21 protein-coding genes and 2 pseudogenes are annotated in these 24,866 nt (G+C 73.2%); 15 read left to right on the top strand and 8 right to left on the bottom strand.

The features are described from left to right. Positions 1–107: 107 nt before the first annotated feature. On the top strand, positions 108–254 hold the full coding sequence (locus tag AB0M54_RS35325; protein WP_364476150.1) for a hypothetical protein: 147 nt from the start codon (positions 108–110) through the stop codon (positions 252–254). 5 nt (positions 255–259) lie between these two features. Here the strand turns inward: AB0M54_RS35325 and AB0M54_RS35320 are convergent. Beyond that, a pseudogene (locus AB0M54_RS35320) lies at positions 260–493 on the bottom strand (GNAT family N-acetyltransferase); the annotation flags it as partial. A gap of 11 nt (positions 494–504) precedes the next feature. Between AB0M54_RS35320 and AB0M54_RS35315 the strand changes: the two are divergent. From AB0M54_RS35315 to AB0M54_RS35300, 4 genes and pseudogenes are all read left to right on the top strand, one after another. Next, positions 505–651: pseudogene (locus AB0M54_RS35315) on the top strand (tetratricopeptide repeat protein); the annotation flags it as partial. Next, positions 581–883: a tetratricopeptide repeat protein gene (locus tag AB0M54_RS35310; RefSeq protein WP_364330142.1), complete on the top strand. Its 303-nt coding sequence runs from the start codon at positions 581–583 to the stop codon at positions 881–883. The pseudogene AB0M54_RS35315 and the gene AB0M54_RS35310, both read left to right, overlap by 71 nt. 42 nt (positions 884–925) lie before the next feature. Next, positions 926–1,579, top strand: coding sequence for a phosphate signaling complex protein PhoU (phoU, locus tag AB0M54_RS35305; RefSeq protein WP_364330116.1), 654 nt, complete (start codon positions 926–928; stop codon positions 1,577–1,579). 138 nt (positions 1,580–1,717) lie between these two features. Continuing rightward, complete coding sequence (locus AB0M54_RS35300) at positions 1,718–6,964, top strand: diguanylate cyclase (protein WP_364476148.1); 5,247 nt, start codon at positions 1,718–1,720, stop codon at positions 6,962–6,964. Positions 6,965–7,313: 349 nt separating this feature from the next. Here AB0M54_RS35300 and AB0M54_RS35295 read toward each other — a convergent pair whose 3' ends face one another. Continuing rightward, on the bottom strand, positions 7,314–7,673 hold the full coding sequence (locus tag AB0M54_RS35295) for a hypothetical protein (RefSeq protein ID WP_364476146.1): 360 nt from the start codon (positions 7,671–7,673) through the stop codon (positions 7,314–7,316). A gap of 266 nt (positions 7,674–7,939) precedes the next feature. Here AB0M54_RS35295 and AB0M54_RS35290 point away from each other — a divergent pair, with 266 nt between their 5' ends. Together AB0M54_RS35290 and AB0M54_RS35285 are read left to right on the top strand one after the other, a co-directional pair. After that, positions 7,940–8,197 carry a hypothetical protein gene (locus tag AB0M54_RS35290; protein ID WP_364476156.1) on the top strand — a complete coding sequence of 86 codons (258 nt, stop codon included), beginning with the start codon at positions 7,940–7,942 and terminating at the stop codon, positions 8,195–8,197. Further along, the gene (locus tag AB0M54_RS35285; RefSeq protein ID WP_364330139.1) at positions 8,083–8,493 is read left to right on the top strand and encodes an SDR family oxidoreductase; all 411 of its coding nucleotides are present in this window, start codon (positions 8,083–8,085) and stop codon (positions 8,491–8,493) included. Before AB0M54_RS35290 ends, AB0M54_RS35285 begins: the two co-directional genes overlap by 115 nt. Before the next feature lie 7 nt (positions 8,494–8,500). Here AB0M54_RS35285 and AB0M54_RS35280 read toward each other — a convergent pair whose 3' ends face one another. Together AB0M54_RS35280 and AB0M54_RS35275 are read right to left on the bottom strand one after the other, a co-directional pair. Further along, positions 8,501–11,239: an AAA family ATPase gene (locus AB0M54_RS35280; protein WP_364476144.1), complete on the bottom strand. Its 2,739-nt coding sequence runs from the start codon at positions 11,237–11,239 to the stop codon at positions 8,501–8,503. Further along, positions 11,206–11,409: a hypothetical protein gene (locus AB0M54_RS35275; RefSeq protein WP_364330107.1), complete on the bottom strand. Its 204-nt coding sequence runs from the start codon at positions 11,407–11,409 to the stop codon at positions 11,206–11,208. The genes AB0M54_RS35280 and AB0M54_RS35275 overlap by 34 nt, the downstream gene beginning before the upstream one ends. A gap of 292 nt (positions 11,410–11,701) precedes the next feature. Here AB0M54_RS35275 and AB0M54_RS35270 point away from each other — a divergent pair, with 292 nt between their 5' ends. The 8 genes from AB0M54_RS35270 (at position 11,702) to AB0M54_RS35235 (ending at position 18,342) form a co-directional block, all read left to right on the top strand. Next, on the top strand, positions 11,702–12,649 hold the full coding sequence (locus tag AB0M54_RS35270) for a hypothetical protein (protein ID WP_364476142.1): 948 nt from the start codon (positions 11,702–11,704) through the stop codon (positions 12,647–12,649). Beyond that, positions 12,646–13,032: a GntR family transcriptional regulator gene (locus tag AB0M54_RS35265; RefSeq protein WP_364476141.1), complete on the top strand. Its 387-nt coding sequence runs from the start codon at positions 12,646–12,648 to the stop codon at positions 13,030–13,032. The genes AB0M54_RS35270 and AB0M54_RS35265 overlap by 4 nt, the downstream gene beginning before the upstream one ends. A gap of 100 nt (positions 13,033–13,132) precedes the next feature. After that, entirely contained in the window at positions 13,133–13,813 is a 681-nt protein-coding gene (gene ftsE, locus AB0M54_RS35260; RefSeq protein ID WP_364330137.1) for a cell division ATP-binding protein FtsE, read from the top strand. 30 nt (positions 13,814–13,843) lie between these two features. Beyond that, entirely contained in the window at positions 13,844–14,719 is an 876-nt protein-coding gene (gene ftsX / locus AB0M54_RS35255) for a permease-like cell division protein FtsX (protein ID WP_364476139.1), read from the top strand. Positions 14,720–14,734: 15 nt separating this feature from the next. Continuing rightward, positions 14,735–14,968, top strand: a complete 234-nt coding sequence (locus AB0M54_RS35250) for an alpha/beta hydrolase (RefSeq protein ID WP_364476137.1) — start codon at positions 14,735–14,737, stop codon at positions 14,966–14,968. Then, positions 14,961–16,658, top strand: coding sequence for a phosphatidylglycerol lysyltransferase domain-containing protein (locus AB0M54_RS35245; RefSeq protein WP_364476135.1), 1,698 nt, complete (start codon positions 14,961–14,963; stop codon positions 16,656–16,658). Before AB0M54_RS35250 ends, AB0M54_RS35245 begins: the two co-directional genes overlap by 8 nt. After that, the gene (locus tag AB0M54_RS35240) at positions 16,655–17,356 is read left to right on the top strand and encodes a hypothetical protein (RefSeq protein ID WP_364476133.1); all 702 of its coding nucleotides are present in this window, start codon (positions 16,655–16,657) and stop codon (positions 17,354–17,356) included. Before AB0M54_RS35245 ends, AB0M54_RS35240 begins: the two co-directional genes overlap by 4 nt. Beyond that, positions 17,353–18,342 carry an alpha/beta hydrolase-fold protein gene (locus tag AB0M54_RS35235; protein WP_364476131.1) on the top strand — a complete coding sequence of 330 codons (990 nt, stop codon included), beginning with the start codon at positions 17,353–17,355 and terminating at the stop codon, positions 18,340–18,342. The genes AB0M54_RS35240 and AB0M54_RS35235 overlap by 4 nt, the downstream gene beginning before the upstream one ends. Before the next feature lie 102 nt (positions 18,343–18,444). Here the strand turns inward: AB0M54_RS35235 and AB0M54_RS35230 are convergent, their stop codons facing one another. From AB0M54_RS35230 to AB0M54_RS35215, 4 genes are all read right to left on the bottom strand, one after another. Then, positions 18,445–19,287: a dienelactone hydrolase family protein gene (locus tag AB0M54_RS35230; RefSeq protein WP_364476154.1), complete on the bottom strand. Its 843-nt coding sequence runs from the start codon at positions 19,285–19,287 to the stop codon at positions 18,445–18,447. Positions 19,288–19,441: 154 nt separating this feature from the next. After that, positions 19,442–22,573 (bottom strand): family 78 glycoside hydrolase catalytic domain, encoded by a 3,132-nt coding sequence (locus AB0M54_RS35225; RefSeq protein ID WP_364476129.1) that lies wholly within the window; start codon positions 22,571–22,573, stop codon positions 19,442–19,444. A gap of 68 nt (positions 22,574–22,641) precedes the next feature. Beyond that, on the bottom strand, positions 22,642–24,072 hold the full coding sequence (locus AB0M54_RS35220) for an MDR family MFS transporter (RefSeq protein WP_364476127.1): 1,431 nt from the start codon (positions 24,070–24,072) through the stop codon (positions 22,642–22,644). A 70-nt stretch (positions 24,073–24,142) separates the two neighbouring features. Next, positions 24,143–24,751 (bottom strand): TetR/AcrR family transcriptional regulator, encoded by a 609-nt coding sequence (locus tag AB0M54_RS35215; protein WP_364330079.1) that lies wholly within the window; start codon positions 24,749–24,751, stop codon positions 24,143–24,145. Positions 24,752–24,866 lie beyond the last annotated feature (115 nt).

Below are 24,866 nucleotides of genomic sequence, written 5' to 3'. Positions count from 1 at the left end.
CCGCATAAGTCACCGCTTCAACCAAGACCCATCCCACGCCGCTTCGCGCCGCGGGATGCTGCCGCGTATCTGGTCACGGTCGATTTTCGAGTTAGTGTCCTGAGTCGTTGATTCGTTGGCAGTATGCGGCGAGTGTTCGGAGGAAATTCAACCTGTGCGGTGCCGACCTGCGGAACATCGACCTGACTGATCTGCCGCGTGATCGGGTGGTGATCGACGATGAAACACTCCTCGACCCGGCGCCGCCGGAATGACCGGCTTACCCGAGGGCCTGCATCACGGGGCTGAAGAGGTGCTCGCGGACGCCGGGCAACGAGTCGGCTCCGCGCAGCATCACGGCGGTTGTTCTGAGCGGCGGGACGCCGAGGCCGGTGGCCCAGGCCCGCAGGTCGGACCGGTGCTCGTCGAGGTCGAGGCGTAGCGGGCCGTCGATCGTGCGGGCGAGATCGGCGATCAACATGCGCGCCTGCGCGGGATTCGCCGCGACCACCGGGCCGACCCCGGTTGCTCGGACCGGACCATATCGACACGATCGCGCGGATCTCGTACCTGGCGATCACGCTCTGGGGTCTGGGCCGGTATCCGGAGGCTCTCACCTGGCCGCGCAAGGCGGTCGCGGCGTCCGAGCGGGTGCTGGGCGGGCGGCGATCATCCGGACACCCTGCGGAGCGGCCACAACCTGGGTGTCGGCTATCGCGAGACCGGCCGGCACGCGGCGTCGGCCGAGCTGCTGACCGACACCCTGAGGCGCTCCGGCCGGGTGCTGGGCATCGACCACCCGGCCACGCTCCGGTGCCGGGCCGGCCTGGCCGAGACGTACCAGCGGATGGGACGGAACCAGGATGCCGAGACGATCCGGGCCGGCGGCTGGGTGACGGCCTAGCATTGGCCCGGACACCGACGGCCGACGGCAGGGGCGAGCATCGTGCGCGAGGGCTTCAACGGCGAGTTCGCCCAGGTCGGCGGCACCCTGGTCACCATGGCCAAGGCCATCCGCGAGGCGATGCGGCAGGCCAGCAGCGCCCTGCTCGGTGCCGATCAGACCCAGGCCCAGCAGGTGCTGATCCGCGACGAAGAGATCGACGTGCTGCACCGCGTCCTCGAGGACCGGGTGTACGACCTGGTCGGCCGGGCCCAGCCGGTCGCCGGTGACCTGCGGATGGTCATGATCGCGTTGCAGATCGCGGCCGATCTCGACCGGATGGGCGGGCTGGCCGCCCACGTGGCGCGGGCCGTGCTGCGCCGGCACCCGTCGCCGGTGGTGGTGTCCGAGCTGGTCGAGCTGTTCCGGGCGATGAGCGCGGTGGCCGACGAGCTGGCCGCCAAGATCGTGGTGGCGCTCGCCGAGAACGACGCGGTGCTGGCCGCGGGGCTCGAGCGCGACGACGACGCGATGGACCAGCTGCACGGCGAGCTCTTCGCGGCGATGCTCAGCAAGGAGTGGCCGCTGGGGGTCGAGCCGGCCATCGACGGCGCCCTGCTGGGCCGCTTCTACGAGCGGTACGCCGACCACGCCGTCAACGTCGGCCGCCACGTCGTGTCCCTGTCCCGGCTACGCGTCGGTGCGAGCGCGGAGTAGACCTCGGCGCAAGCCCCGGAGTAGGCGTCGGCGCGAGCGCGGAGTAGGCGTCGGCGCGAGCCCGGAACGGCTGGTGGTGGTGCCGGTGGGCGGCTGAGGCGTAACGTCCGTCTGGGCTGTCGGGAATGGAAGGACACGGTGACCGCGATCTTTGGTATGCCGCCCGGGTCGTTCTCCGATCTCGAGGTGGTGTCGCAGCTCGGCCGGGGCACCGAGACGGTCGTCTACCGTGTTCGCCGGCAGGGTGGCGAGTACGCCCTGAAGCTGCTGTCCACGGCCGATCCGGAGCAGGCCCTGGCCGACGTCCGGCGCGAGGCCGCGCTGCTCGGCAGCGTCGGCCATCCGCTGCTGCCGCGGATCTACGAGGTCGGCCGGACCACCGCGGGCCCCTACCTGATCCTCGAGTACATCGACGGCCGCCCGCTCTCCCAGGCGCTGCGCCGGGGCCGGCTGGACCAGGCCGCCGCGGTCCGGCTGGCCATCGACCTGGCCGGCCCGCTGACCGCCGCCCATCACGCCGGCCTGGTGCACCGGGACGTCAAGCCGGACAACGTGATCATGGAGCCGGACGGGACCGGCCGGTTGATCGACTTCGGGCTCGCGGCGCGCGGCGGGGCCCAGGACGACCGGGTCACCGGCACGCCGCGGTACAGCCCGCCGGAGCAGACCGGGATGCTGAAGCGCCCGGTCGACGGCCGCTCCGACCTGTACGCCCTGGGCGCGCTGCTGTACGAGTCGGTCACCGGGCAGCCGCCGTACCGGGCCGACGACGCCGGCGAGCTGATCCGCCTGCACGCCACCGCCCCGGTCCCGGACGCGCGGGAGATGTCGCCCGACCTGTCGCCGGCCCTGGCCGCGATCATCGCCACGCTGATGGCCAAGGACCCGGACGACCGCTACCAGAGCGGCGAGAGCCTGCTGGCCGACCTGCGCCGGCTGGCCGCCGACCCGGGCACCCGGCTCACCCCGGCGGCCGACCGGCACGTGTCCCGGCCGGTCGGCCCGGACCGGATGGTGGGCCGCGACCAGGAGATGATCGACCTGATCAACCGCTGGTTGAAGGCCCGGTCCGGCGCGGGCGGGGCGGCGGTCGTCGAGGGACCGGCGGGCGCGGGCAAGACCCGGTTGGTCCGCGAGCTGACCACCGCCGTGGCCACCGACGGCGACCTGGTCCTGTACGGCAAGTGCGTCGCCGACGACCCGGTTCCGCTGGCCCCGCTGCGTGGCGCCGTCGAGCGCTTCCTGCGCACGGTGGAGCGGCTGCCGCCGGCCGAGCGGGCCGAGGCGGTCCAGCGGTTACGCCAGGCCGCCGGCCGTGGCGGCCCCCTGCTGCGGACCCTGTCGCCGCTGCTGGCCGACCTGGTGCAGGCGCCCGAGATCGGCGAGCTCGACCGGCACGAGCAGTTCGTCAACGCGGTCGCGGCGTTCCTGATCGGGCTGGCCGACGAGTTCCAGGCGGCCGTGCTGCACATCGACGACGTGCAGTGGCTGGACGGGCCGACCCGGCGGGTGCTGCAACAGATCACCAGCCGGCTGACCGGCACGCCGCTGCTGGTCATCGCGACCAGCCGGGACGGTCCCGGCGACGTGGCGGCGCTCGACCGGTTCGGCGCCGACATGGACGCCACCCTGGACACCCGGCTGCGCCTGGGCCCGCTGTCGCAGGACGCGGTGACCGAGCTGATCGCCGAGCATCTGGGCGCGGTCCGGCTGCCCGACGAGCAGGTGGCCGAGCTGGCCGTGCGGGCCGGCGGCAACCCGTTCACCGTGGTCGAGTACGTGCGCGCGGTGCTCGACGCCGGTCTGGTCACGCCCACCTGGGACGGCTGGCTGCTCGACCGGGCCGGGCTGGACCGCATCGAGCTGTCCGGCGACGCCGTCGACCTGGTCCTGCAGCGCATCGACACGCTGGGCACGGAGAGCCGTCAGCTGCTGGCCACCGGGGCGGCCGGCGGGCGGTGGTTCTCGACCGACATGGCCGCCACGGTCTGTGCCGTCGACCCGCGCCGGGCCCGGGCCCTGCTGGCCGAGGCCGAGTCGCGGCGGCTGGTAACCGCCTCCGGGGCGGACGGTTACCGGTTCCCGCACGACCGGATCCGGGAGGCGCTGCTGGTCGGCCTGGACGATGTGACCATGCGCCGGCTGCACCAGCGCATCGCCGAGGTGCTGGACGAGAGGGCGCCCGGCGATCCCCGCTATGTCTACGCGGTCGCCCGGCACTACGCGCTGGGCGACATCACCAGCCGGCCGCAGCGGGTCTACCTGAGCGGGTACGCGGCCGGCCGGCTGGCGCTGGCCGAGCACGCGCCGGCCGAGGCGCAGAGCTTCCTGGAGGTCGCCGCGCGGGCGGCGGCCGGCGCCGGTGTCACGCCCGAGCCGGCGTTCCTGTTCGCGCTGGGGACGAGCTGCGCGCGTACCGGACGGTTCGAGGACGCGCTCCGCCACCTGGACCACGCCTTGAGCATCGAGCCCGACCAGCTCAAACGGGCCGAGATGCTGGCGCAGGTCGCGCTGGTTCACAACCACGGGTGGAGCCCGGACCGGGCCTTCGACGCGGTCTGCCTGGGGCTCTCCGAGCTGGGTACGCCGCTGCCGCGGACCCGGCTCGCCCTGGCCATGACCACGATCGGCGCGGTGGTCCGGGGGCTGCTCATCGGGCGTACCAAGATGGGTTTCGGCAATGTGCAGGGGCGGCAGCGGGAGCGGTTCCGGTTGCAGGCCGTCCTGCTCGACATCGCGACGTTCGCGCTCTCCATGCGGATGCGCCGGGCGATGCGCGCGCTGATCAGCCTGCGCGCGATCTACCCGATCAACCGGCTCGGGCCCGGCCGGGAGTACGCCCAGCACATGGCCGGTCTCGGCGTCATCGCCGACGTGGCCCGCCGGCCGAAGCTGGCCACCCGGCTGTACGACCGGGCCGCCGCCGTCGCCGCCGGCATCGGCGACCCGGAGCTGGTCGGCTACGTCGAGTGGAAGCGCGGCGCGGGCAGCCACCTGGGCGGCCACGACGACGAGGGCCAGGTGTGGAGCCGGGCGCTCACCGACCACGAGCGGTGGATGGAGCTGGGCGACTACCTGACCGGCGTGTCCACCGTGTGCATGCAGTACTTCAAGCGCGGCCGCACCGCCGACGCCGAGGCCTGGTACCAGCGCGCCCGGGCCCGGCTCGGGCCGGGGGCGGAGGCCGAGGGCGCGGCGATCCGGGCGGTGGCGGCCGTGATCGCCGCTCAGCGCGACCGGCCCGAGGAGGCGGCCGTCCACATCGAGGCGCTGGGCCGGTTCCTGCGCGCCAACCCCGAGAACCCCATGCAGCTGATCAATCTGTACGGGGCCCGGATGGTCGCGCTGGTCGAGCAGGACCGGCTGGGCGAACCGTTCGACCGGCTCACCGCCGAGTTCGCCCAGTACCACCTCAAGCCGAAGTCCATGGTCCCCGAGCAGCGGCTGTACTTCGTCTACGAGGCCCTGGGCCGGCTCGCCCGCTGCCGGCAGGGAACGGCCGACGCCGGGCCGGCCGCCCAGGCCGTCGAGCGGCTGAAGGCGATGGCCGACACCAAGCCGCTGCGTGGTTTCCACCAGGTCGGCCGGGCCGACCTGGAGATGCTCGCCGGGCGGCCGGAGCAGGCGTTACGGGTGCTGGCCGACCTGGAGGTGCGGCTGCTGCCGCTGGACGCGCCGCTGATCTCGTACGAGGCGGCGCGGGTGCGGGCCCGGGCCCTGAACGCCCTGGACCAGCCCGCGTCGGCGGCGCACCACGCCGGGGTGGCCCGGGCGATCGCGGTCGAGCAGCAGTGGCCGCAGCGCCTGCGGTGGATCACCGACGAGTTCGGCGCCCCGCAGGAGTCCACGTCCGACCCCGGCCCGCGCCACGACAGCGGCGGCCGGGACACCGGTGACCGGGCCGAGCCGGGCGCCGCCCGGTACCGTCGCCGGCTCAGGGCGTTGCAGCAGGTCAGCCTGGCCTCGGCGACGATCCTGGACCCGCGTGGGCTGGCCCGGGTCGCGCTCGACGAGACGCTGCGCATCCTCGGCGCGGAACGCGCGTACCTCTTCCTTCTCGATCTTGATCTGAACCAGCTCGTGCCGCACGTCGGCCGGGACGCCGAGGGCAACGAGATCCGCGAGCTGACCGGGTACAGCTCCACCCTGGTCGACCGGGTCCGCCACTCCGGCGAGCCGCTCGTGGTGACCGGCAGCGAGGAGGGTGTGGCCCTCGGCTCGCAGAGCGTCCGGGTGCACGGCCTGCGCAGCATCATGATCGCGCCGCTGAAGTTCGACGGGCACCTGCGCGGCGTCGTCTACCTCGACAGCCGGATCGCCAAGGGGGTGTTCACCAGCGACGACGTCGACATCCTGAAGGCCATCACGAACCACGTCGCGGTGTCGCTGGAGACCGCCCGGGCCGCCCAGCTCGAGGTCGCGGTGCAGGCCGCGCGCCGGCAGCGGGACGTGGCCGAGACGCTGCGCGCGGCGATGGCCGACCAGAGCTCGTCGCTCGACCCGGACGAGGTGATGCGGCGGTTGCTGACCAGCCTGACCCAGACCCTGGGGGGCGACTCGGCGGTCCTGCTCTCCTTCACCGACGACGGGACGTTCGTGGTCGCGGCCGCACACGGCCTCGGCGCCGAGGCCGGGACCGTGTTCTACTCCGTACCCTTCGAGCTGCTGGAACTGGCCGGCCCGCGGGTGGGGACGATGTCGCTGAGCGGGCTGCTCGGCGACGCCCGCATCTGGTGGGCGATCCCGGTGACCGAGCGCGGGGTGCCGGCCGGGGTTCTGCTGGTCGGGGCGAGCCGCGACGACGACATGACCGAGGCGCAGACCCAGATCGCCGCCGCGCTGGCCGGGCAGGGCATGACGGCGTACGAGAACGCCCGGCTCTTCAGCCAGGTGCGGCAGATGGCCACCGTGGACGGTCTGACCGGCCTGCTCAACCGCAACCACTTCTTCGGCGAGGCGGAACGACGGCTGCGCGCGGCCCGGCGGCAGGGCCAGGCGATCGCCGCGATCATGGTCGACATCGATCACTTCAAACGCATCAACGACACGTACGGCCACCCGGTCGGCGACGAGGTCATCCGGGTGGTCGCCGACCGGCTGAGCGACGCCGCGCACGACGACGACGTGGCCGGCCGCTACGGCGGCGAGGAGTTCGCCATCGTGACCCCGCACTGCGTACACGCCGCCGAGCTGGCCGAACGCCTGCGCCGCGCGATCGCCGACGCCCCGGTGCCGACCGCGGCCGGCGGCCTGCCGGTCACCATCAGCGTCGGCCTGGCCTACCTGGCCGACGACGAACCCGACCTGCGCCCGGTCTTCGCGCGCGCCGACGGCGCCCTCTACCAGGCCAAACAAGCCGGCCGTGACCGGGTCGGCATCGCCTGACCCGGCGCCCCCGCGAAGTGGCGCTGCTCACAGGGTGCCCCAGCGCCCCGGAACGGCGCGAGAATCGCGGGGATGGCCACTGCGGGCTTGATCGGACGGGACGACGAGTGCGGGGCGCTCGACCGTCTGGCCGATGACGTCATGACCGGCCACAGCCGGGTGCTCGTGCTGCGCGGCGACCCGGGCGCGGGCAAGAGCGCCCGCTCGGCCACCTGCGTTCCCGGATCCCCGGCTGGCGGGTCACCGAGGTGGTCGGCGTCGAGTCCGAGATGGAGCTCGCGCACAGCGGCCTGCACCAGCTCTGCGCCCCGCTGCTCGACCACCTGCCCCGGCTGCCCACGCCGCAGGGTCAGGCACTGTCCACGGTGTTCGGTCGGTCCGCCGGCGCGGCGCCGGACCGGCTGATGGTCGGGCTGGCCACCTGTCGCTGCTGGCCGAGGCGGCCGAGCACGGCCCGCTGGCCTGCCTGGTCGACGACGCGCAGTGGCTCGACGACGCCTCGGCCCAGGTGCTCGCGTTCGTCGCCCGGCGGTTGCAGGCCGAGAAGGTCGCCCTGGTGTGTGCGGCCCGCACGCACGACTTCCTCCCGGGCGCGGCCGAACTGCGGATAGCCGGCCTCGGCGTGAGTGACGCGCGCACGCTGCTCCTCACCCGGGTGCACGGTCCGCTCGACGCCGCGGTGGCCGACCAGGTCGTGGCCGAGAGCCACGGCAACCCGCTGGCCCTGCTGGAACTGCCACGCACCTGGCCGGGCGCGGATCTCGCGGGCGGGTTCGGCCTGCCCGGTGACGCGCCGCTCGCGGGAAGATCGAGCAGAGTTTCGTACGCCGGGCCGCCCTGCTCCCGGCCGACACCAGGCTGTTCCTGCTCGCCGCGGCGGCCGAACCGGTCGGCGACCCGGTCCTGCTGCACCGCGCCGCCGCGACACTGGGCCTCGACCCGGCCGCCGCGCTCCCGGCCGTCGACGGCGGCCTGGTGCGGGTGCACGGCCGGGTCGAGTTCGCCCACCCGCTGGTCCGCTCGGCCGTCTACCGGGCCGCCGGCACCGCCGACCGGTGCCGGGTGCATGCCGCCCTGGCCGAGGCCACCGACGCCGCCGCCGACCCGGACCGGCGCGCCTGGCATCTGGCGCACGCCACCGTCGGCCTCGACCCGTCGCCGGCCGGGTCAACCCGGGCGGCACGCTGCTGTTCGTCGGCGGCACCGGCGCCCGCCGCCCCGCGCCCGGCCTGATCCTCACCTCGGCGATGAGCGTCGCCATGCCGGCCCTGATCGCCGGCCTGGCTCTGGAGATCGCGCCGATCCGGATCAACCTGATCGCCCCCGGTTTCGTGGACACGCCGCTGTCGGCCCGGCTGCTCGGCGACGACCTGGAGCAGCGGCGGCAGCAGTTGCGCGACACCCTCCCGATCGGACGGGTGGTCGGGCCCGAGGACGTGGCCGCGCTGGCCGTGCACCTGATGACCAACACCGCCCTGACCGGCGCGACCTACGACATCGACGGCGGCCAGCAGTACGTCCGCGCCTGATCGCTGGTCAGTGCCGGCCGACCAGGTCGCCGACCTCGGTGCGGGACGAGACGCCCAGCTTGCGCAGGATGTTCGAGACGTGCACGGCCGCGGTCTTCGGGGAGATGTAGAGGCGGCGGGCCAGCTCGGTGTTGGTCAGCCCGTCGCTGATCAGCACCGCCACCTCGCGCTCGCGGGGCGTCAGCGCGGCCGGGCCGGTGACCGCGTCCCGGGCGCCGGACGGGGCCAGGCCCAGCCGGGCCTGCACCTGGGTGAGCTGCGCGACCCGCCAGCCGGCCCAGTCGGCCAGCAGGACCGCGGCCGCCTCGGCCTGGCCTGCGGCCTCGGCCCGGCGGTCGGCCGCGAGCAGGCAGCGGGCCGCGCCGACCCGGACGGTGCCGCGGGTCACCGGTCCGAAGATGTGGGCCTCGGTGATGGACAGGTAGTCGTCCAGCGCCTCGGCCGGCCGGCCGTGCGCCTCGGCCAGCTGGGCGTGGATCAGCGTCCGGTAACTGTCGTAGACCTCGGCGTCGAGCATGGTGGCGGCCATCGCGTCGAGCCGGTCGATCGGCAGGCCGATCTCCATCGCGGCCGAGATCAGGTCGTGGGCCTGCTCGCCGCTGCGCCAGTTCTGCTCGGCCAGCGCGGTGAGGAACTCGTCCAGGGCGGCCTCGGCCCGGGGCAGGTCGGCCCGGCGGCAGGCGAGGTGGAAGACGAGCCCGGGGATCGTCGTCGCCGGGTTGTCGGGCACCTCGGCCAGATCGTCGATCAGCTTCTCGACCCGGTCGAGCTCGCCGGCCTCCAGGCAGAGCCCGGCCAGGAAGACGCCGTGGTAGTCGGCCCAGCGGCCCCGGCGCAGGTAACCGCGGTCGTGCTGGCGCCCGTCCTCGAGCGCCGCGATGGCGCCCCGCAGGTCGCCGGCCCGGATCGCGAGCCGGGCCCGGCCCTGGAAGTAGGTGTCGACCGCGAGCGCCTCGAAACCGGCCCGCTCGGCGTCGACCCGCATCCGTTCCAGGATCTCGGCGTGCTCGGCCGGCGAGGCGGGCGGCTCGCCGTGCACCAGGGTGTTGAGGGCCCGGGCGGCCAGCACCCACTCGCCCGCCTTCTCGGCCTCGTCGACCAGGCCGGAGAGGATCTCCCGGCCCTCGGCGGCGCTCTGCGGGCGCTCGGTCAGGGTGGAGCCCTTCTCGACCAGGGCGGCCAGGCGTACGTCGGGCAGATCGAGCTCGTCGGCCAGGGCCAGGGCGCGGTCGGCCCAGAGCAGCGCGGCGTCGAGGTCGTCGCGCAGGTAGGCCGACTGGGCGATCGCGGTCATCGCCCGCGCCTGGTCCGCGCCCGGCGCGAGCTCCGCGATCAGGGCCTCGATGTCGCGGGTCAGCGCGGCCATCTCGCCGCGCTCGCGGGACTCCCAGGCCAGCCGGACCAGCAGGTAGAGCGCCCGGACCCGCTCGGCCGTGGTGGCGGCCAGGTCGCGCCGGCGCCGGCCGTAGCGCAGGGCGTCGTCCAGCAGACCGGCCAGCCACGCCGCGCGGGCCGCGCCGCCCAGCAGCTCGGTGTCGTCCGGCGCCTCCTCGAGACCCATCTCGGCCAGCTGCAAGGCCTGGTAGGCCGAGCCGATCGAGAGGTAGAGCTCGGTGCCCTGGCGGGCGGCGGCGACCAGGTCGTCGTACCGGCCGGCGCCCCGGGCGTGGTGCGCCACCAGGGCCGGGTCGGAGCTCCCGCCGCCGAGCAGCACCTCGAGCGCCGTCTCGTGCAGCCGGCGGCGCTGCCGGCCGAGCATCTGGTCGGCGATCGCCTCGCGCACCAGCGCGTGCCGGAACGCGAACTCGTCCTCGCCCGACTCGACCAGGACGCCGCGGGTGACCAGGTCGCGCAGCACGGCGATGAGCTCGTCCTCGCCGGTGCCGGTGACCCCGGCGAGCAGGTCGAACGGGATGCGCTGGCCGAGCACGGCCGCCGCCTCGGCGACCCGGTGGCTGACCGGTTCGAGGCCGTCGACCTGGCGGCGGAGCACGTCGGCCAGCCGCCACGGCAGCGGCTGCTCGACCAGCGCCTCCACGTCCTGGGCGGGCAGCGCGCGCAGCAGCTCCTCGAGGAAGAACGGGTTGCCGCCGGTGCGGTGGTGCAGGGCCGCCGCGGCGCGCATCGGCGCCGGGGCGCCGATGGCCGCGGCCAGCATCGCCGCGGTCTGTGCGGGGGTCAGCCGATCCAGGCGCACATGCGTGACGGTGTGCCGGCGTTCCATCCGGGCCAGCAGGCCGGCCACCGGATGGCGGTGGGTCACATCGTCCGGCCGGTACGTCCCGATCAGCAGCCGGGCCCCCGGCTGGTCGGCGATCCGCTCGAACAGCGCCGCGCTCTCCGAGTCGGCCCAGTGCAGGTCCTCGAAGACGAGGACGGCGGGCGCGTCGCCGATCAGGTCGGCCAGCACGGCGAGCCCGGTGTGCAGCCGTTCGACCGGACTGCGGGTCGCGTCGGCCAGCGCCGCGAGCTGCTCCTCGTCCACCTCGGTGCGGCCGGCGATGGCGTCCAGCAGCACCTCGTACGGCCGGGACAGCGAACCCGGCTCGGCCTGGCCGACCAGCACCACCGTGTCGGCGGGCAGGGTGGCCAGCAGCTCGTGCACCAGCCGGGTCTTGCCGATGCCCGGCTCGCCGGCGATGAGCGCGACGGCCGGCTCACGCGCCGCGGCGAGCCGCGCCAACCGGCGCAGCTCGCCCTCCCGCCCGATCATCACCGGGCCGGCACCACCGCGGATGGTTCGCACGAGGTCAGGGTACCGGCGGGCCGGCTCCGGGCCGTCACGGCTCGGCCGGCCTTGCGGGCCTTCCGCGCCTCGCGAGCGGCGGCGAGCAGACGGTGTTTCGCGGACTCCTCGATCAGCTCACGGTGACGGTCGTTCGCCATCGTCAGCCACATGTCCGGGTGCATCAACATGGCCTTCCTCCTTCAACCGGTGATGTATCCATCGTCGGCCGGCGAAGGGGCGGCCACATCGGAGATGGGGACCTATGTTTGCTGGTCAGAGGGGTTTAGCCGGGGCTCTCCGGCGGCCTAGGTATACCTAGGCGGTCTCCGCCGATCGCATCTCCCGGACGGAGCTTGGCCCGCACCGGATCGTGACTGCTCCGCCCGCCTGACGGCTGCCCCGACCGGCGGCCGCGCCATCTTGTATTGACACAACTGCGGGCCCCCTTGTATTAAGTACCTGACACAAGGAGGAACCGCTTTGTCGCTCGCGTCCCTGCTCGCTTCGGTGGTGCTGATCCTGGTCGCCCTGAACGCCGGCGCCCTGACGGTGATCCGGCTGCTGTGGCCGCTGCGCGTCCCGGCGTGGGTCGGTTCGTCGCCGTGGATCGAGGACGGTCCGCCTCCTGTGTCACCCGCGGCGGCCGCGCCGCAGGCCGGGATGCCGGGCCGCCCGGCCGACCGGGCCGAGCGGTGGCGGCTGGCGGGCATGCTGGCCGGCCTGATCGGCGCCGTCGTGGTCCTCGCGGAGAGCATGTCGATCCGCGGTGTCCTGGTCGCGGCGCCGGTGTTCGGCGTCGGGGTGCTCGTCGGGACGCTGGCCGGCGAGCTGGGGATGCCGGCGCCGACCGGGCAGGTGCGCAGCGCCGAGCTGCGGGTCCGGCGCACCGCCGACTACGTCCCCCGCGGGCTGGGCACGCTCGTGTGCGCCTCCGCGGTCGTCCTGGCGGCGTTGGTGGCGGTGACGACGACCGCCCGCATGCCGGGGCTGCTGAGCGGCCCGAGCGAGGATCCGCGGTGCTACGTCCAGGAGAGCGATTACGGCGTCGGGCTCTGGCCCGGCGTGCAGAACACCGTTCCCGCGCTGTCCGTGGTCCTTGTCGGACTGGTGCTGGCCGCGCTCACGTTGCGGCGGGTGGTGCGGCGACCGCGGTCGGCCGACGTCGTGCGGTTCGACGACGTCTCGCGCCGGCGCTCCGCCGAGGTCGTCACGGCGGCGGCCGGCGTCCTGGTGCTCGCGTCCTGCCTCAGTATCGCGGGTACGGCGGGACTGACGTTGAGGTCCCTCGCGGCCGTCTGCACCGCATCGAGCTGGGCGTCGAACGGCACGCTGCTGTCGATCGTGGCGCTGGCCGCGTTCCTGGCGACCGCGTGGTGCGGCGCGGCGTTGATCCTGCCGTCGGCCCGGCGGATCGGCCGGCGAGCATGACCGACCTGCCCGCTCTCACGGTCGTCGCCACCGATCCGACGCCGCCGTACGAACAGCTCCGGCGCCAGCTCGTCGCGCTCATCCAGGACGGGGTGCTCGTCGGCGGGCAGCGGCTGCCCCCGCTACGCCAGCTCGCGAGCGACCTCGGCCTGGCCGTCGGCACGGTCGGGCGCACCTACCGCGAGTTGGAGTCGGCCGGGCTGGTGGAGTCGCGTCGGGGCCGCGGCACCCGGGTCGTGGACGACCCGCCGCTCCGCTCGGCCGTGGAGTTCCCCTCCCTGCGGCGCGCGGCCGAGGAGTTCGTGCGGCGGGCGAGAGCGTCCGGCGCCGAACGCCCGGCCATCGTCGCGGCCGTGCAGCAGGCCCTGGACGGTCTGCCATGACCGGATAACGCCCTCTTCCCTTCCCCTGGAACCGGCCTGCGCGCCACCTCCGACGGTGGCGGCGCCCTTCGGTGTGCGCTCATGAAGGAGTTCCGTCGTGATGATTCAGCTCGACCACGTGACAAAGAGGTACCCGACCGCGTCCCGGCCGGCGCTGGACGACGCGACCGTCGGCATCGAGAAGGGCGAGTTCGTCTTCTTCATCGGCCCGTCCGGATCCGGAAAGTCGACCATCGTCAAGCTGCTGCTGCACGAGATCCGCCCGACCCGGGGCACGGTAACGGTGAACGCCGAGGCCCTGGGCTCGATGCGCTCGTGGCGGATCGCGCGGTTCCGCCGGGCAATCGGCTGCGTGTTCCAGGACTTCCGGCTGCTGCCGAACCGCACCGCGTACGAGAACGTGGCCTTCGCCCTCGAAGTGATCGGCAAGACCAACGCGGTCGCCCGGCGCGTGGTGCCGGAGGTGCTCGAACTCGTCGGCCTGGGCGGCAAGGAGCACCGCTACCCGCACGAGCTGTCGGGCGGCGAGCAGCAGCGGGTCGCGGTGGCCCGGGCCTTCGTGAACCGGCCGCTGATCCTGCTGGCCGACGAGCCCACCGGAAACCTCGACCCGGACACGTCCATCGAGATCATGCGGCTGCTGGACCGGATCAACCGCACCGGCACGACGGTCGTGATGGTCACCCACGACTCCACCATCGTCAACCAGATGCGCCGCCGGGTCGTCGAGATCGAGAACGGGCGCATCGTGCGCGACCAGCCGCACGGCAGCTACGCCTGAAGTCCGACTCAGCGACCCTGGGGGAACCCGATGCGTCTCAAGTACGTCCTCAACGAAGTCCTGATCGGCCTGTGGCGCAACATCACGATGACGATCGCCATGATGATCACCCTGTCGGTGTCGCTGACCATGCTGGGCGCGAGCGCCCTGATGTATCTGCAGGTCGGCCAGATGAAGGACTTCTACTACGCCAAGATCGAGGTGTCCATCTTCCTGACCGAGGACATCACCGACGGGCAGCGCGCCGGCATCGACGCGGCCCTGACCGCCAGCCCGCTGGTGCGCGACAAGGTGTACGAGACCAAGGCCCAGGCCCTCGCCCGGTTCAGGAAGATGTTTCGGGACTCACCGACGCTCGTCGACGCGGTGCGGCCCGACACGCTGCCCGAGTCGTTCCGGGTCAAGCTCAAGGACCCCGAGGCGTACGACGAGTTCACCCGGCAGCTCGCCGGTAGGCCGGGCATCCAGCTCATCGTCGACCAGCGCGAAGTGCTGGGGAAGGTGTTCAGGGTGTTCTCGTCGATCCAGTTGCTCGCGCTGGTCATCGCGTCGGTGATGGCGGTCGCGGGGCTGCTGCTGGTAGGAAACATCATCCAGGTGGCGGCCTACAGCAAGCGCCGTGAGGTGGCCGTCATGAAGCTCGTCGGCGCGTCGAACTGGTTCATCCAGGCGCCGTTCGTCCTCGAGGCCATGGCGGCCGGCCTCGCCGGTTCGCTGCTCGCCTTCGGCGGGCTCTATGCCGGCAAGGTACTGCTGCTCGACGGCCCGCTGCAGGCGCTGAGCAAGCTGATGACCCCGATCCCGGACGGCAACCTGTGGTTGATGCTGCCCCTCCTGGCGGCGGCCGGCGCCGGCACCAGCGGGGTCGCCGGCTGGATCACGCTGCGTTTCCACATCCGCGTTTAGCCGAGCCGTAGCGGCGTGCACCACTTCGAGGACAGTTTGGGCCCGGTCGGCGAAGCGGAGGCCGGCCAGCCCGAACCGGGGAAGCTCAAAGTGGCCGATCTGGATTGCGGTCATGGGATCCAGCAGGAGAAGCCGGAAGAAACCAACCAGGCGATCCTGACGTGGCTGAACCGGCATTGGTCCCAGCGAACCGGCAGCGACTTCCCAGCCGGGTCCAAGCGGGCGGACACATGGTGGTGCCGTGGCTGATGTCGACAGCACGGCCGCGCCGTGGCGGCCCCAGCCGCCGCTGTCCCGGGTCGCCGTGGCCCGGCTGGTGCAGCTGGCCGGCGCGTACAACATCATCGGGGTCCTGATGCCGTCCCCGCACGGGCGTCTCGGTGAGCTGGCCGCCTGGATCCCGACCAGCGGGGTGCTGACCGCGCGGGCGGCGAGCGCCGCGTCCGGGCTGCTGCTGATCTACCTGGGTGCGGGGCTGCGCCGGGGCAAGCATCGGGCCTGGCAGGTCGCCGTGGTGCTGGCCGGCGCCGGTGTGGTGCTGCACCTGGCCCGGGGCTGGCACTACGACGCGGCCGGGGTCTCCGCCGCGCTCCTGGTCATGCTGATCATCGTGCGCCATCGGTTCCACACCCGGGCCGACCCGTGGAACCGATGGCGGGCCCTGATCGCCCTGCTCGGGTTCGGCGGCGCCGGGTTCGTGATCGGCCTGGCCGAGATCGCGCTCCGGGCCACGCGCCTGGAGGGCCGGCCGGGACTGCTCGACCAGGTCCGCGAGGCCGGTCTCGGGCTCGTCGGGCTGACCGGGCCGCTGCGGTTCACCCGGCCGGTCGCGGCCGAGCAGGTCAGCTACACCACCGGCGCGTTCGGGCTGCTGGCCATCGGGGTGGCGGTGGTCCTGCTGCTGCGGCCGGCCAACCGGCTGCCGCAGCGTACGCGGGCCGACGACGACACCCTGCGGCAGTTGCTGCACCGCCACGGCGAGAGCGACTCCCTGGGCTACTTCGCCCTGCGCCCGGACAAGTCGCTGTTCTGGACGCCGTCGCGCCGGGCCGTGATCGCGTACCGGGTGATCAACGGGGTGAGCCTGGCCTCCGGTGACCCGATCGGCCCGGCGTCGGAGTGGCCGCAGGTGATCGCGGCCTGGCTGCGGGACTGCGCCGAGCACGGCTGGACGCCCGCGGTGCTCGGCTGCGGCGCCGCCGGCGGCAAGGCGTTCCGCAAGGCCGGGCTGGACGTGGTCGAGCTGGGCGACGAGGCGATCCTGGACGTCGCCACGTTCAGCGTTCAGGGCCGGGCGCTGCGTGGCGTCCGGCAGGCGGTCGGCCGGGTGGAGCGGGCCGGCTTCCACTGCCAGGTGGCCCGGTTGCGCGACCTGCCGGCCGAGGCGGTCGCCGAGGCGAAACGGTCCGCGGACGCGTTCCGGGACGGCAAGGTGGAGCGGGGCTTTTCGATGGCCCTGTCCCGGATCGGCGACCCGCGCGACGGCGACTGCCTGTTCGTGATCTGCCGGGACGCCGGCGGGCAGATCCGGGGCCTGCTGCAGTTCGTGCCGTGGGGCGCACACGGGTTGTCCCTCGACCTGATGCGGGGCGACCGGACCGCGGAGAACGGGCTCACCGAGTTCATGGTGGTCAGCACGGTGAACGCCGCCCGGGAGATGGGCGGCCGGCGGATCTCGCTGAACTTCGCCGTCCTGCGGTCGATCTTCGCCCGGGCCGACGAGCTCGGCGCGGGCCCGTTCCTGCGGCTCACCCACCGGTTGCTCACGACCGCCTCGAAGCTGTGGCAGATCGAGTCGCTGTACCGGTCGAACGCGAAGTACCAGCCCACCTGGTCGCCGCGCTACCTGTGCTTCCCGGTGGTGCGCGACCTGCCCCGGATCGCGGTCGCGGCGTTGTCGGCCGAGGCGTTCCTGCCGCGGCTGGGGTGGCGCCGATGACCCTGACCGGGTGGCCGATCATCGGCCTGGCCGGCCTGGCCGCACTGGTCACCGGCGCGGGCACCGTGCTGCGGTGGCGCCGGAGCCGCGTCCCGCTGCGGCTGGCCGGCCTGCTGCTCACCGAGGCGCTGGTGGTGTTCTCGATCGGGCTGGTCGTCAACCGTTCCCAGCAGTTCTATCCCTCCTGGACGGCGCTGTCCGGGGAGACGGGGACCGCGGCGAAGGCCCAGGATCGGGCCGGGCGGCTGGACGCCTCCTTCGTGGACGGCCGCAGCCGGTCGTGGCCGGGCGGTACGGTCACGGTGCCCGAGGGATATGCCGCCCATCGGCTCGACTACCCGGTGCTGGTCGTCCTCGGCGGGCCCCCGGCGACGGTGCCGGGGGCGATCACCGTGACGATCGGGCCCGGGCCTCGTACGCCGGACCTGCGCGACCTGCCGGCCCGGCTCGGCGCCGACCTGCGGACCAGCCCGCGCGGGTGGGCCCTGGTGGCCACGGCCGCCATGCTGCGGCCGGCCGAGCGTCTGATCGCCGATTTCCCCGGCCAGTTCACCGGGCTGGCGGTCGTCGGGACGGGGCACGCCCCGGCGATCGGGTCGGTCCAGGTGCACGTCGCCGGAAACCGGGCCGAGGCCATCACCTGGGCGTCGGCGCAGACCGCCCCGGCCCTCGCGCCGCCACAGGTGCTCCCGTCATGAGGATCGACGGGCTTCCCCTGTTGCTGACCGCCGCGTTCCTGGTCCTCGCCTCGGCCGCCGCGATCGCCACCCGCTGGCACCGCGTCGGGCCCATCCCGCGGACCATGCTCGTCCTGGTGAGCGTGATCGGCGTGACGGCCACCGCGGCGCTCCAGCTGAACCGGATGACCGCGACCTACGGCGTCGCCGACGCGGTCACGGCACCGACGGCGGCGGCGGGAACGGGCGGTCGCCTCGTCGAGACGACCATCGCCGGCCGGGCATCGGGCATGACCATGCCGGCCTGGGTCTACCTGCCGCCCGGCTACGCCGACGGCCACCAGCGCTACCCGGTGGTCGAGGCCTTCCACGGCTTCCCCGGGTCGCCGAAGGGCTGGCTGCGTAAGCTGAACGCGGTCGGCTACCTCGACCGCGAGATCGCCGCCGGACGCATGGCCCCGACGGTGGTGGCCTTCGTCTACCAGACGCCCGACCCGCTGATCGACACCGAGTGCACCGATCTCACCGGCGGCCCGCGGGCCGAGACCTATCTGACGGTCGACGTGCCCGCGGCGATCAAGACCCGGTTCCGGGTACGCACCGACCGCGCGGCGTGGGGACTGATCGGCTACTCCGCGGGCGGTTTCTGCGCCGCCGACCTGCTGCTGCGGCATCCGGACCGGTACGCCGCAGGGGCCGCCCTGTCCGGCTACGCCACCCCCGGCATCACCGTCGGCGACGGTTCCGAGCGCACCACCAACAACATCGCCTGGCGGCTGCGGCACCTCGCCCGGCCCGTGGTGTCGCTCTACCTCGCCTACGCCGGCGACGACGCGCACTCGCGCCGGGACACCCTGCTCATGGCCCGGCTGGCCACCGCCCCGATGTCGGTCACCACCGCGGTCGTCGCGCACGGCGGGCACAGCAACGCGGTCTGGCGGACCATGCAACCGCCCGCGTACGACTGGTTGTCCGCCCGCCTGGCCCGTCCCGTCGCCGTCCCGTGAGGATCCGCACGCGCTGGTCGCCGTCGATCAGATCGCTCGCCGGCGACGGGGGGGGCGAGCAGACCGTCGCCGGCCCGGGGCGGACCGGGCCGGCGGGGGTCGTCAGACCAGGGGACAGGTGCTGCGGTACTCGTCGATCGCGGCGCCCGAGGGGCCGGGGCAGAGGAACTGCTCGTAGCGGGTGTCGTCGTCGACGAATCGCTTGAGCCAGGACACCGTGTGCTTGGCGGTCGGGGTGTTGACGCTGTTCGGGAACGAGTGGCCGGCGTTGTTGAGTTCCAGGTACGACTTCTCGGTCGCGGCCGGAAGGCTGGTGTAGAACGGGATCGCGTGGCTGGCCGGCGGCGCCGTGGTGTCCGACTCGCCGCCGATGATCGCGGTCGGCACCCGTACGCTGCTCCAGCTCTTGGTGGTGTGCCACGGGGCGAGCGGCACCGCGGCCTGCAGCGACGGCCGGGTGCGGGCGGCCTCCAGGCTTCCGCCGCCGCCCATCGAGTGCCCGGCGACGGCCAGGCGCGACGCGTCGATCCGGGTACGCACGGAGCTGCTCGCGGTCAGGTAGTCGAGGGCGGCCAGCAACTGGCGGCCCCGGGCGGCGGGCTGGTCGAGGGTGGACAGCGTCTCGATGCCGATCACGACGAAGCCGTGCGAGGCGATGCGCGGCCCGAGCCAGGAGAGGCTGGACCAGCGGGCGGTGAAGCCGGGGGAGATGGCCACCGCGCCGAACGTGCCCTGGCTGGTGTCGGTCGGGTAGTAGATGACACCCCCGCCGAACGTGGCCTGGGCCGGGACGGTGACCTGGGCGACCGCGAACGGCCCGCGGGACGCTTCGAGGATCGCGCTGGTCGGCGCCGGGCCCCGCTCGTACGGGCTCGCGGCGGATGCGGGGGCGGCGCCGGCGATCGAGCCGGCGACCAGGGCGAGGGCGGTGGCCGAGGTTGCCAGCCAGCGACGGAGACGGGTGGAGGTGTGCACGCCTGACTCTCCTTCGATTGCAAAGGGTGATCGACTGTTGTCAATCTGTGAGCCAGAACATACTCGCCGGTAACAAGACGGCATACATCTCGAAACACATATGGCGCCTGGGCGATATTGACCTTCAGCGAGTGGCGCTGAACGCGAACGAACCCGATCCGGTGGTGAAGCGGGCGTAGCCGTCCCGCATGCCGGTGAAGCGAGCGCCGGCCGGGGCGGTCACCGCCCGGCGGTCCGGCGCCGGGACGAAGATCGTGGCCGTGGCGCCGACCGGCACGTCGGCCCGGAGGGTGAAGCGGTCCGCCGTGCGGGTCCACTGTGACCTCACCTGGCCGAGCGGAGAGCCGACGTGGGCCGAGGCGTGGCGCAGGTCGCCCACCGGGTGCGGCTTGATGACCACCGCCGTGTAGCCGGGCGCGGCCGGTTCGATGCCGGCCACCCGCTGGTAGAGCCAGTCGTCGACGGTGCCGAGGAAGGCGTGGTCGTGCGAGCGCGAGCTGGCGTTCCACTCCTCCCACATCGTGGTGGCGCCGAGTTCCTCGAACCAGTACCCCCAGCCGGGATACGTCGGGTTGGTGGCCACCTGGTAGGCCAGCTCGGCCTGACCGGCGTCGGTGAGCACCGGCAGCAGGATCTTCGTGCCGAGCGCGCCGGTGTTCAGATGCCCGCCCCGCTGCCGGATGTCGGCGACCAGGTTGGCGACGACCCGCTCGCGGTCGGCCGCCGGGACGATGCCGAGGCTCAGCGGCAGCAGGTTCGAGGTCTGCCGGTAGCCCGCGTCCCGGTTGTCGAAGTAGGCGCCCGCCGATCGGTCGAGGAACTCGGCGTTGAACGCGTCCGCGATGGTCGCGGCCAGCGCGGTGAAGTGGGCGGCGTCGGCGTCGTGACCGAGGGCTCGCGCCATCTCGGCGAGATGAGAAGCGGTGAGATGGAGGTACGCGGTGCCGGCCAGCCGCGTCCCCTCCGGTGCGAACGCGTTGCCGGGCGAGAGCCAGTCGCCATAGCTGAAGCCGGTGTAGATGTGGCCGGTCGTGGAGATGGCTCGTTCGAAGTAGCCGAGCCAGGCCTTCATGCTGTCGTAGTTCTCGGCCACCGCCCGCCGGTCGCCGTAGTAGCGGAAGAGGTCCCAGGTGACCAGGACGAGGCTGGCCGACCAGATGGGATCCTTGACGGCCCGGCCCGACTCGGTGGTCGGCTCGGTGACGCCGAGCGACCCGTCCGGGTTCTGGTCGTCGCGGTGCGACCGCATCCAGTTCGCGTAGAAGTCGCGCATGTCGAAGTTGGCGATCGCCGAGTCGGCGTAGAGGTGGCCGTCCGCAGTGTACGGCCGCTTCTCGTACATCGGGGTGTCGGTCGGTATCGAGTGCAGGTTGTTCAGGACCGTGTCGCGCTGGGCGTCCTGGTAGCGGTTGAGCAGGTCGCTCGAGCTGGTGAAGCCGCCGGTGGACGCCACGGCCGTGTGCACGCGCAGGCCCCGGACCGATTCCAGGGTCACCCCGGGCGGCGTGTCGATCTGGGCGTAGCGGAAGCCGGCGTAGCTGTAGCTGGGCTGGTAGCTCTCGACGCCATCACCCTTGAGCGTGTACGCGTACGACTGCAACCGCGTCCCGAACCCGCCGATATTGTCCACGGTGCCGTCCGGAAGCAGCTTCTCGCCGTACACGATCCGCACGGTGCTCCCGGCCGGGCCACGCACGCCGACCCGCGCCCACCCGGCCGTCGTGCGGCCGAAGTCGTACACGTGCGAGCCCGCCGCCGGCGACGTGGTGGCCGCCACCGGCAGGTTCTCGGTCACCTTGATCGCCGGGAAGGCCTGCCACCGCAGGGTTCCGCCGGGGGCGTCGACCGTGACGGCCGGCTGCCAGCGGGACGCGTCGAAGCCGGGCCGGTTCCAGCCGGGCTGTTCCAGGCGGGCGTCGTAGGTCTCGCCGAACCACAGCGACTCCGAGCGGGTCGGGCCCTCGGCCACCCGCCAGCCGTCGTCGCTGAGCACCCGGCGGCTGGTCCCGTCCCGGTACGTGATGTCCAGCTCCAGCTTGAGCTTCGGCTCGCCCCACCAGGCCGACGCCTTCCACTCGTCCGGGTTGGTCATCGAGTGGAAGCCCCGGCCCAAACTCACCCCGATCGCGTTGGCGCCGGCGCGCAGCGCGTCGGTGACGTCGTACACGCTGTAGAGAACGGTCTTGTCGTAGACCGTGAAGCCGGGGTCGAGCTCGTGATCGCCGATCCGCCGGCCGTTGAGGTAGAGCTTGTTGTAGCCGAGGCCGGAGACGTAGGCGCGGGCCGAGGCGACCGGCTTGGCGACGGCGAAATCGTTGCGCAGCAGCGTTTCCGGCGGCGCGGGAGCCGAGACGGAACCGCCCCAGGGCCCGCTGCCGTAGGCGGCGGCGACCCGGGCGCCGGGCCAGGCCGAGTCGTCGAAGCCGGGCTGCTCCCAGCCCGGGCCCGCGGCGTCGGCCGTCTTCCAGGAAGCGTCGGTCACCAGGTCGGCGCCGTTCACCCGGAGCTTGGCCAGCAGCCCGGCCGGGCCGGCGTTGGTGTTGACCGCCTCGACGGCGATGGTGTTGGCGCCCGGCCGCAGCGCGGACGAGATGTCGAGGACCGACGCCGTCCGCCACGTGTCGGCGGCGGCCGGGGAGCGGGACATCTCCCGGCCGTTCACATACAGGGTGTACGCGTCGTCGGCGGTGACCTGGAGCTCGGCCGGCCCGGTGGCCGGGAGGTCGAACGTACGCCGGAAGTAGCGCATGCCGGCCGGGACCGAGTTGGCCGGATCGCCGTCGGGGTGCCAGATCCAGCTCGCCCCGGTGAGGGACAACTCGGGGGCGGCCCGGCGGGCGCCGATCCAGTCGCCGCGGAACTGGGCCGGGCGCAGGAAGGCGGTCTCGAACCAGGCCCGCCGGCTCCAGGCGGAGGCCGGGCCGGCGCCCGGCCAGACCCGGACCCGCCAGAAGTAGCGGGTACGCGAGGCGAGCGCGGGGCCGGCGTACGCGATGTCGAAGGACGTGGCCGAGTCGACCCGGCCGCTGTCCCAGACGTCGGCCGGGCCGTCCGGGGTGGTCGAGACCTCGATCTCGTACGCGGACTGGCCGGTTGAAAGGATCCAGCCGAGGCGCGGTCGGGCGACGTCGATGCCCAGCGGAGTGGTCTGGTGCTCGACGGTCAGCCCGGTGACATTCGCCGCCGCGTAGGCGGGAGTGCTGCCCGGGACCGACAGGGCGACCACAACCAGCGCGATCAACGCTCGCCTTTTCATCAGGCCTCCGCTGTGAATCGTTTCATAAAGCTCTCATCGATGACCATAGCTGAAACCGGCCGGTAACGTCAGGCCGCCACGGGTTCCTTCGCGGTCGCCGGGGCCGGCACGGCCGGCTGCCGCGCGGGCAGCATCAGCGAGAGGGCGGCGCCGGCCGCGGCGAGTCCGACCGCCCACCAGAACGCCCGGTCGAAGCCGGCCGCGAGGTCGGCGCCGGAGCGGGCGCCGGTGGTCGTCGCGTGCAGGATGACGCCCAGCACCGCGACGCCGAACGAGCCGCCGACCTGGGTGGCGATGCGGGTGATGACGCTGGCGTGCGGGACGTCCGGGCGTTCGATGCCCATGAAGGCCACCGTCATCGGCGGGATGGTCGCGGCGCCCAGCCCCGCGCCCCGCACCACCAGCGCGGCCATGAGGAGCCACTGGTTGGTGTTCGTCCCGGCGAACGCGAACGGCACGGTGGCGACCGTGACGACCAGGAAGCCGGCGACCGAGACGGCCCGGGCGCCGATCCGGTCGACCAGGCGGCCGGCGATCGAACGGCTGAGCAGGGAACCGATGCCCTGCGGCGCGAGCAGCAGACCGGCCTCGAGCACCTCCCGGCCGCGTACCTCCTGCCAGTAGAGCGGCAGCAGGAGCATGGCGCCGTAGAGGGCGAAGCCGGAGAGGAACATCAGGGTCGACGCGGTGGCCAGCGGCCGGTGCCGCAGCAGCCGGACGTCGATCAGCGCGTCGTCCTTCTTCCGTACCGCCCAGAGCGCGAAGGCGGCGAGCAGCGCGGCCCCGGCCAGCAGCGGGATCAGCACGTCGGCCCGGGCGAAGCCGCCGTCCCGGCCGGCGTTGGACAGGCCGAACAGCAGGCCGACGACCGCCGGGGAGACCAGCAGCAGGCCGGCGACGTCGAGCCGCACGCGGCGGGCCGGCTCGTCGGCGGGCAGCAGCAGGGCGGCCGTGACGATGCCGATCAGGCAGAGCGGGATGTTGATCCAGAACATCCAGCGCCAGTCCAGCGAGTTCAGGATGAGGCCGCCCACGACCGGGCCGAGGATCGGGCCGATCACGGCCGGCAGGCTCATGGTCGACATCACCCGGCCCAGGCTGCGGCCCTGGGCGGCCCGGACGACCAGGGTCATCATCAGCGGCAGCATGATGCCGCCGCCGACGCCCTGCAGGGCCCGGAAGGCGATCAGGCTCTCGACGTTCCAGGCCAGGCCGCACAGCACCGACGCGATCAGGAAGACGCTCTGGGCGAGGATCCACAGCCGCTTGCCGCCGAGCCGGCTCTGCGCCCAGCTGACCAGCGGGATGGTCACGCCGAGGGCCAGCAGGAACGCCGTGCTGACCCACTGGATCGTGGCGACCGAGGCGTGCAGGTCCTCGGCCAGCGTGCGGAGGGCGACGCTGACGATGGTGGTGTCGAACAACATCGCCAGCGCGCCGGCGATCACGGCGACGGCCGTACGCGTCAAGGTTTGGTCGTGCTTGGGCTGCTCAGCCACGGTCATCTCCCGGATAAGGGACGTTCGTCTCTTATCAAGGTAGGTGCGCGCCGTAAGAGACGCAAGTCTCTTAAGGCGGAGGCTTCTGTGAGTACGCCGACACGAGCGGCAGGAACACCTGGTCGACGATCTCGACCAGCGGCTCGTGCAGCGCCTCCAGCTCGCTCTCCGAACCGGCCAGCAGAGTGAACTCGTGACGCGCCAGGACCGCCGGCACCGACAGCACCCGGTCCGGAACCCGCGCGTGGGCCAGCTCGCCCCGGGCCACCGCCCGCTCCAGCAGCACCGCCACCTGCGACCGCATGGTCCCGGTGAACGTGCCGTCCTCGGCCAGCAGCGCGGCCAGGATGCTGCGGATCAGGGCCGGGTCGACGCTGCTCATCCGCCGCACCGCCGCGTCGAGCAGCGCGAGCATGTCGCCGCGCAGCGAACCGGTGTCCGGCGGAGCGGTCAGCGGCGCCCCAGCGTGATGGTTCACGGCGGCGACCGCGAGATGGGCCCGGTTCGGCCAGCGCCGGTAGAGGACCTGCTTGCCGGTCTGCGCCCGGGCCGCCACGCCGGTGATGGTCATCTGGTCGAACCCGACCTCGGTGAGCTCGGCCCAGGCCGCCTCGAGGATGACCTCCTCCAGGGCCGCGCCCCGGCGGCGGGTGCCGGCCGGCCTGCTGACCGCTTCCACGACGTCCTCCTCACCACCGGACCACCGGGCCCCTCCTGGCGCCCGATGGTGACGAACCTACGTGATGCCCGGCCCGGCCTAGGGCCGCAGGGCCCGGTCGGCCGTTCGCGTTCCG

This window comes from Actinoplanes sp. NPDC051470, assembly GCF_040682035.1.
Classification (GTDB): domain Bacteria; phylum Actinomycetota; class Actinomycetes; order Mycobacteriales; family Micromonosporaceae; genus Actinoplanes.
This window is presented reverse-complemented; position numbering and strand designations above follow the sequence as displayed.

Bases quoted from the DNA above. Each gene is read 5' to 3' on its own strand.
- AB0M54_RS35275 (WP_364330107.1), bottom strand. From the start codon at position 11,409: ATGTTGATGCACCCGGACATGTGGCTGACGATGGCGAACGACCGTCAC.
- AB0M54_RS35265 (WP_364476141.1), top strand. From the start codon at position 12,646: ATGACCGACCTGCCCGCTCTCACGGTCGTCGCCACCGATCCGACGCCG.
- ftsE (WP_364330137.1), top strand. From the start codon at position 13,133: ATGATTCAGCTCGACCACGTGACAAAGAGGTACCCGACCGCGTCCCGG.
- AB0M54_RS35240 (WP_364476133.1), top strand. From the start codon at position 16,655: ATGACCCTGACCGGGTGGCCGATCATCGGCCTGGCCGGCCTGGCCGCA.
- AB0M54_RS35235 (WP_364476131.1), top strand. From the start codon at position 17,353: ATGAGGATCGACGGGCTTCCCCTGTTGCTGACCGCCGCGTTCCTGGTC.
- ftsX (WP_364476139.1), top strand. From the start codon at position 13,844: ATGCGTCTCAAGTACGTCCTCAACGAAGTCCTGATCGGCCTGTGGCGC.
- AB0M54_RS35225 (WP_364476129.1), bottom strand. From the start codon at position 22,573: ATGAAAAGGCGAGCGTTGATCGCGCTGGTTGTGGTCGCCCTGTCGGTC.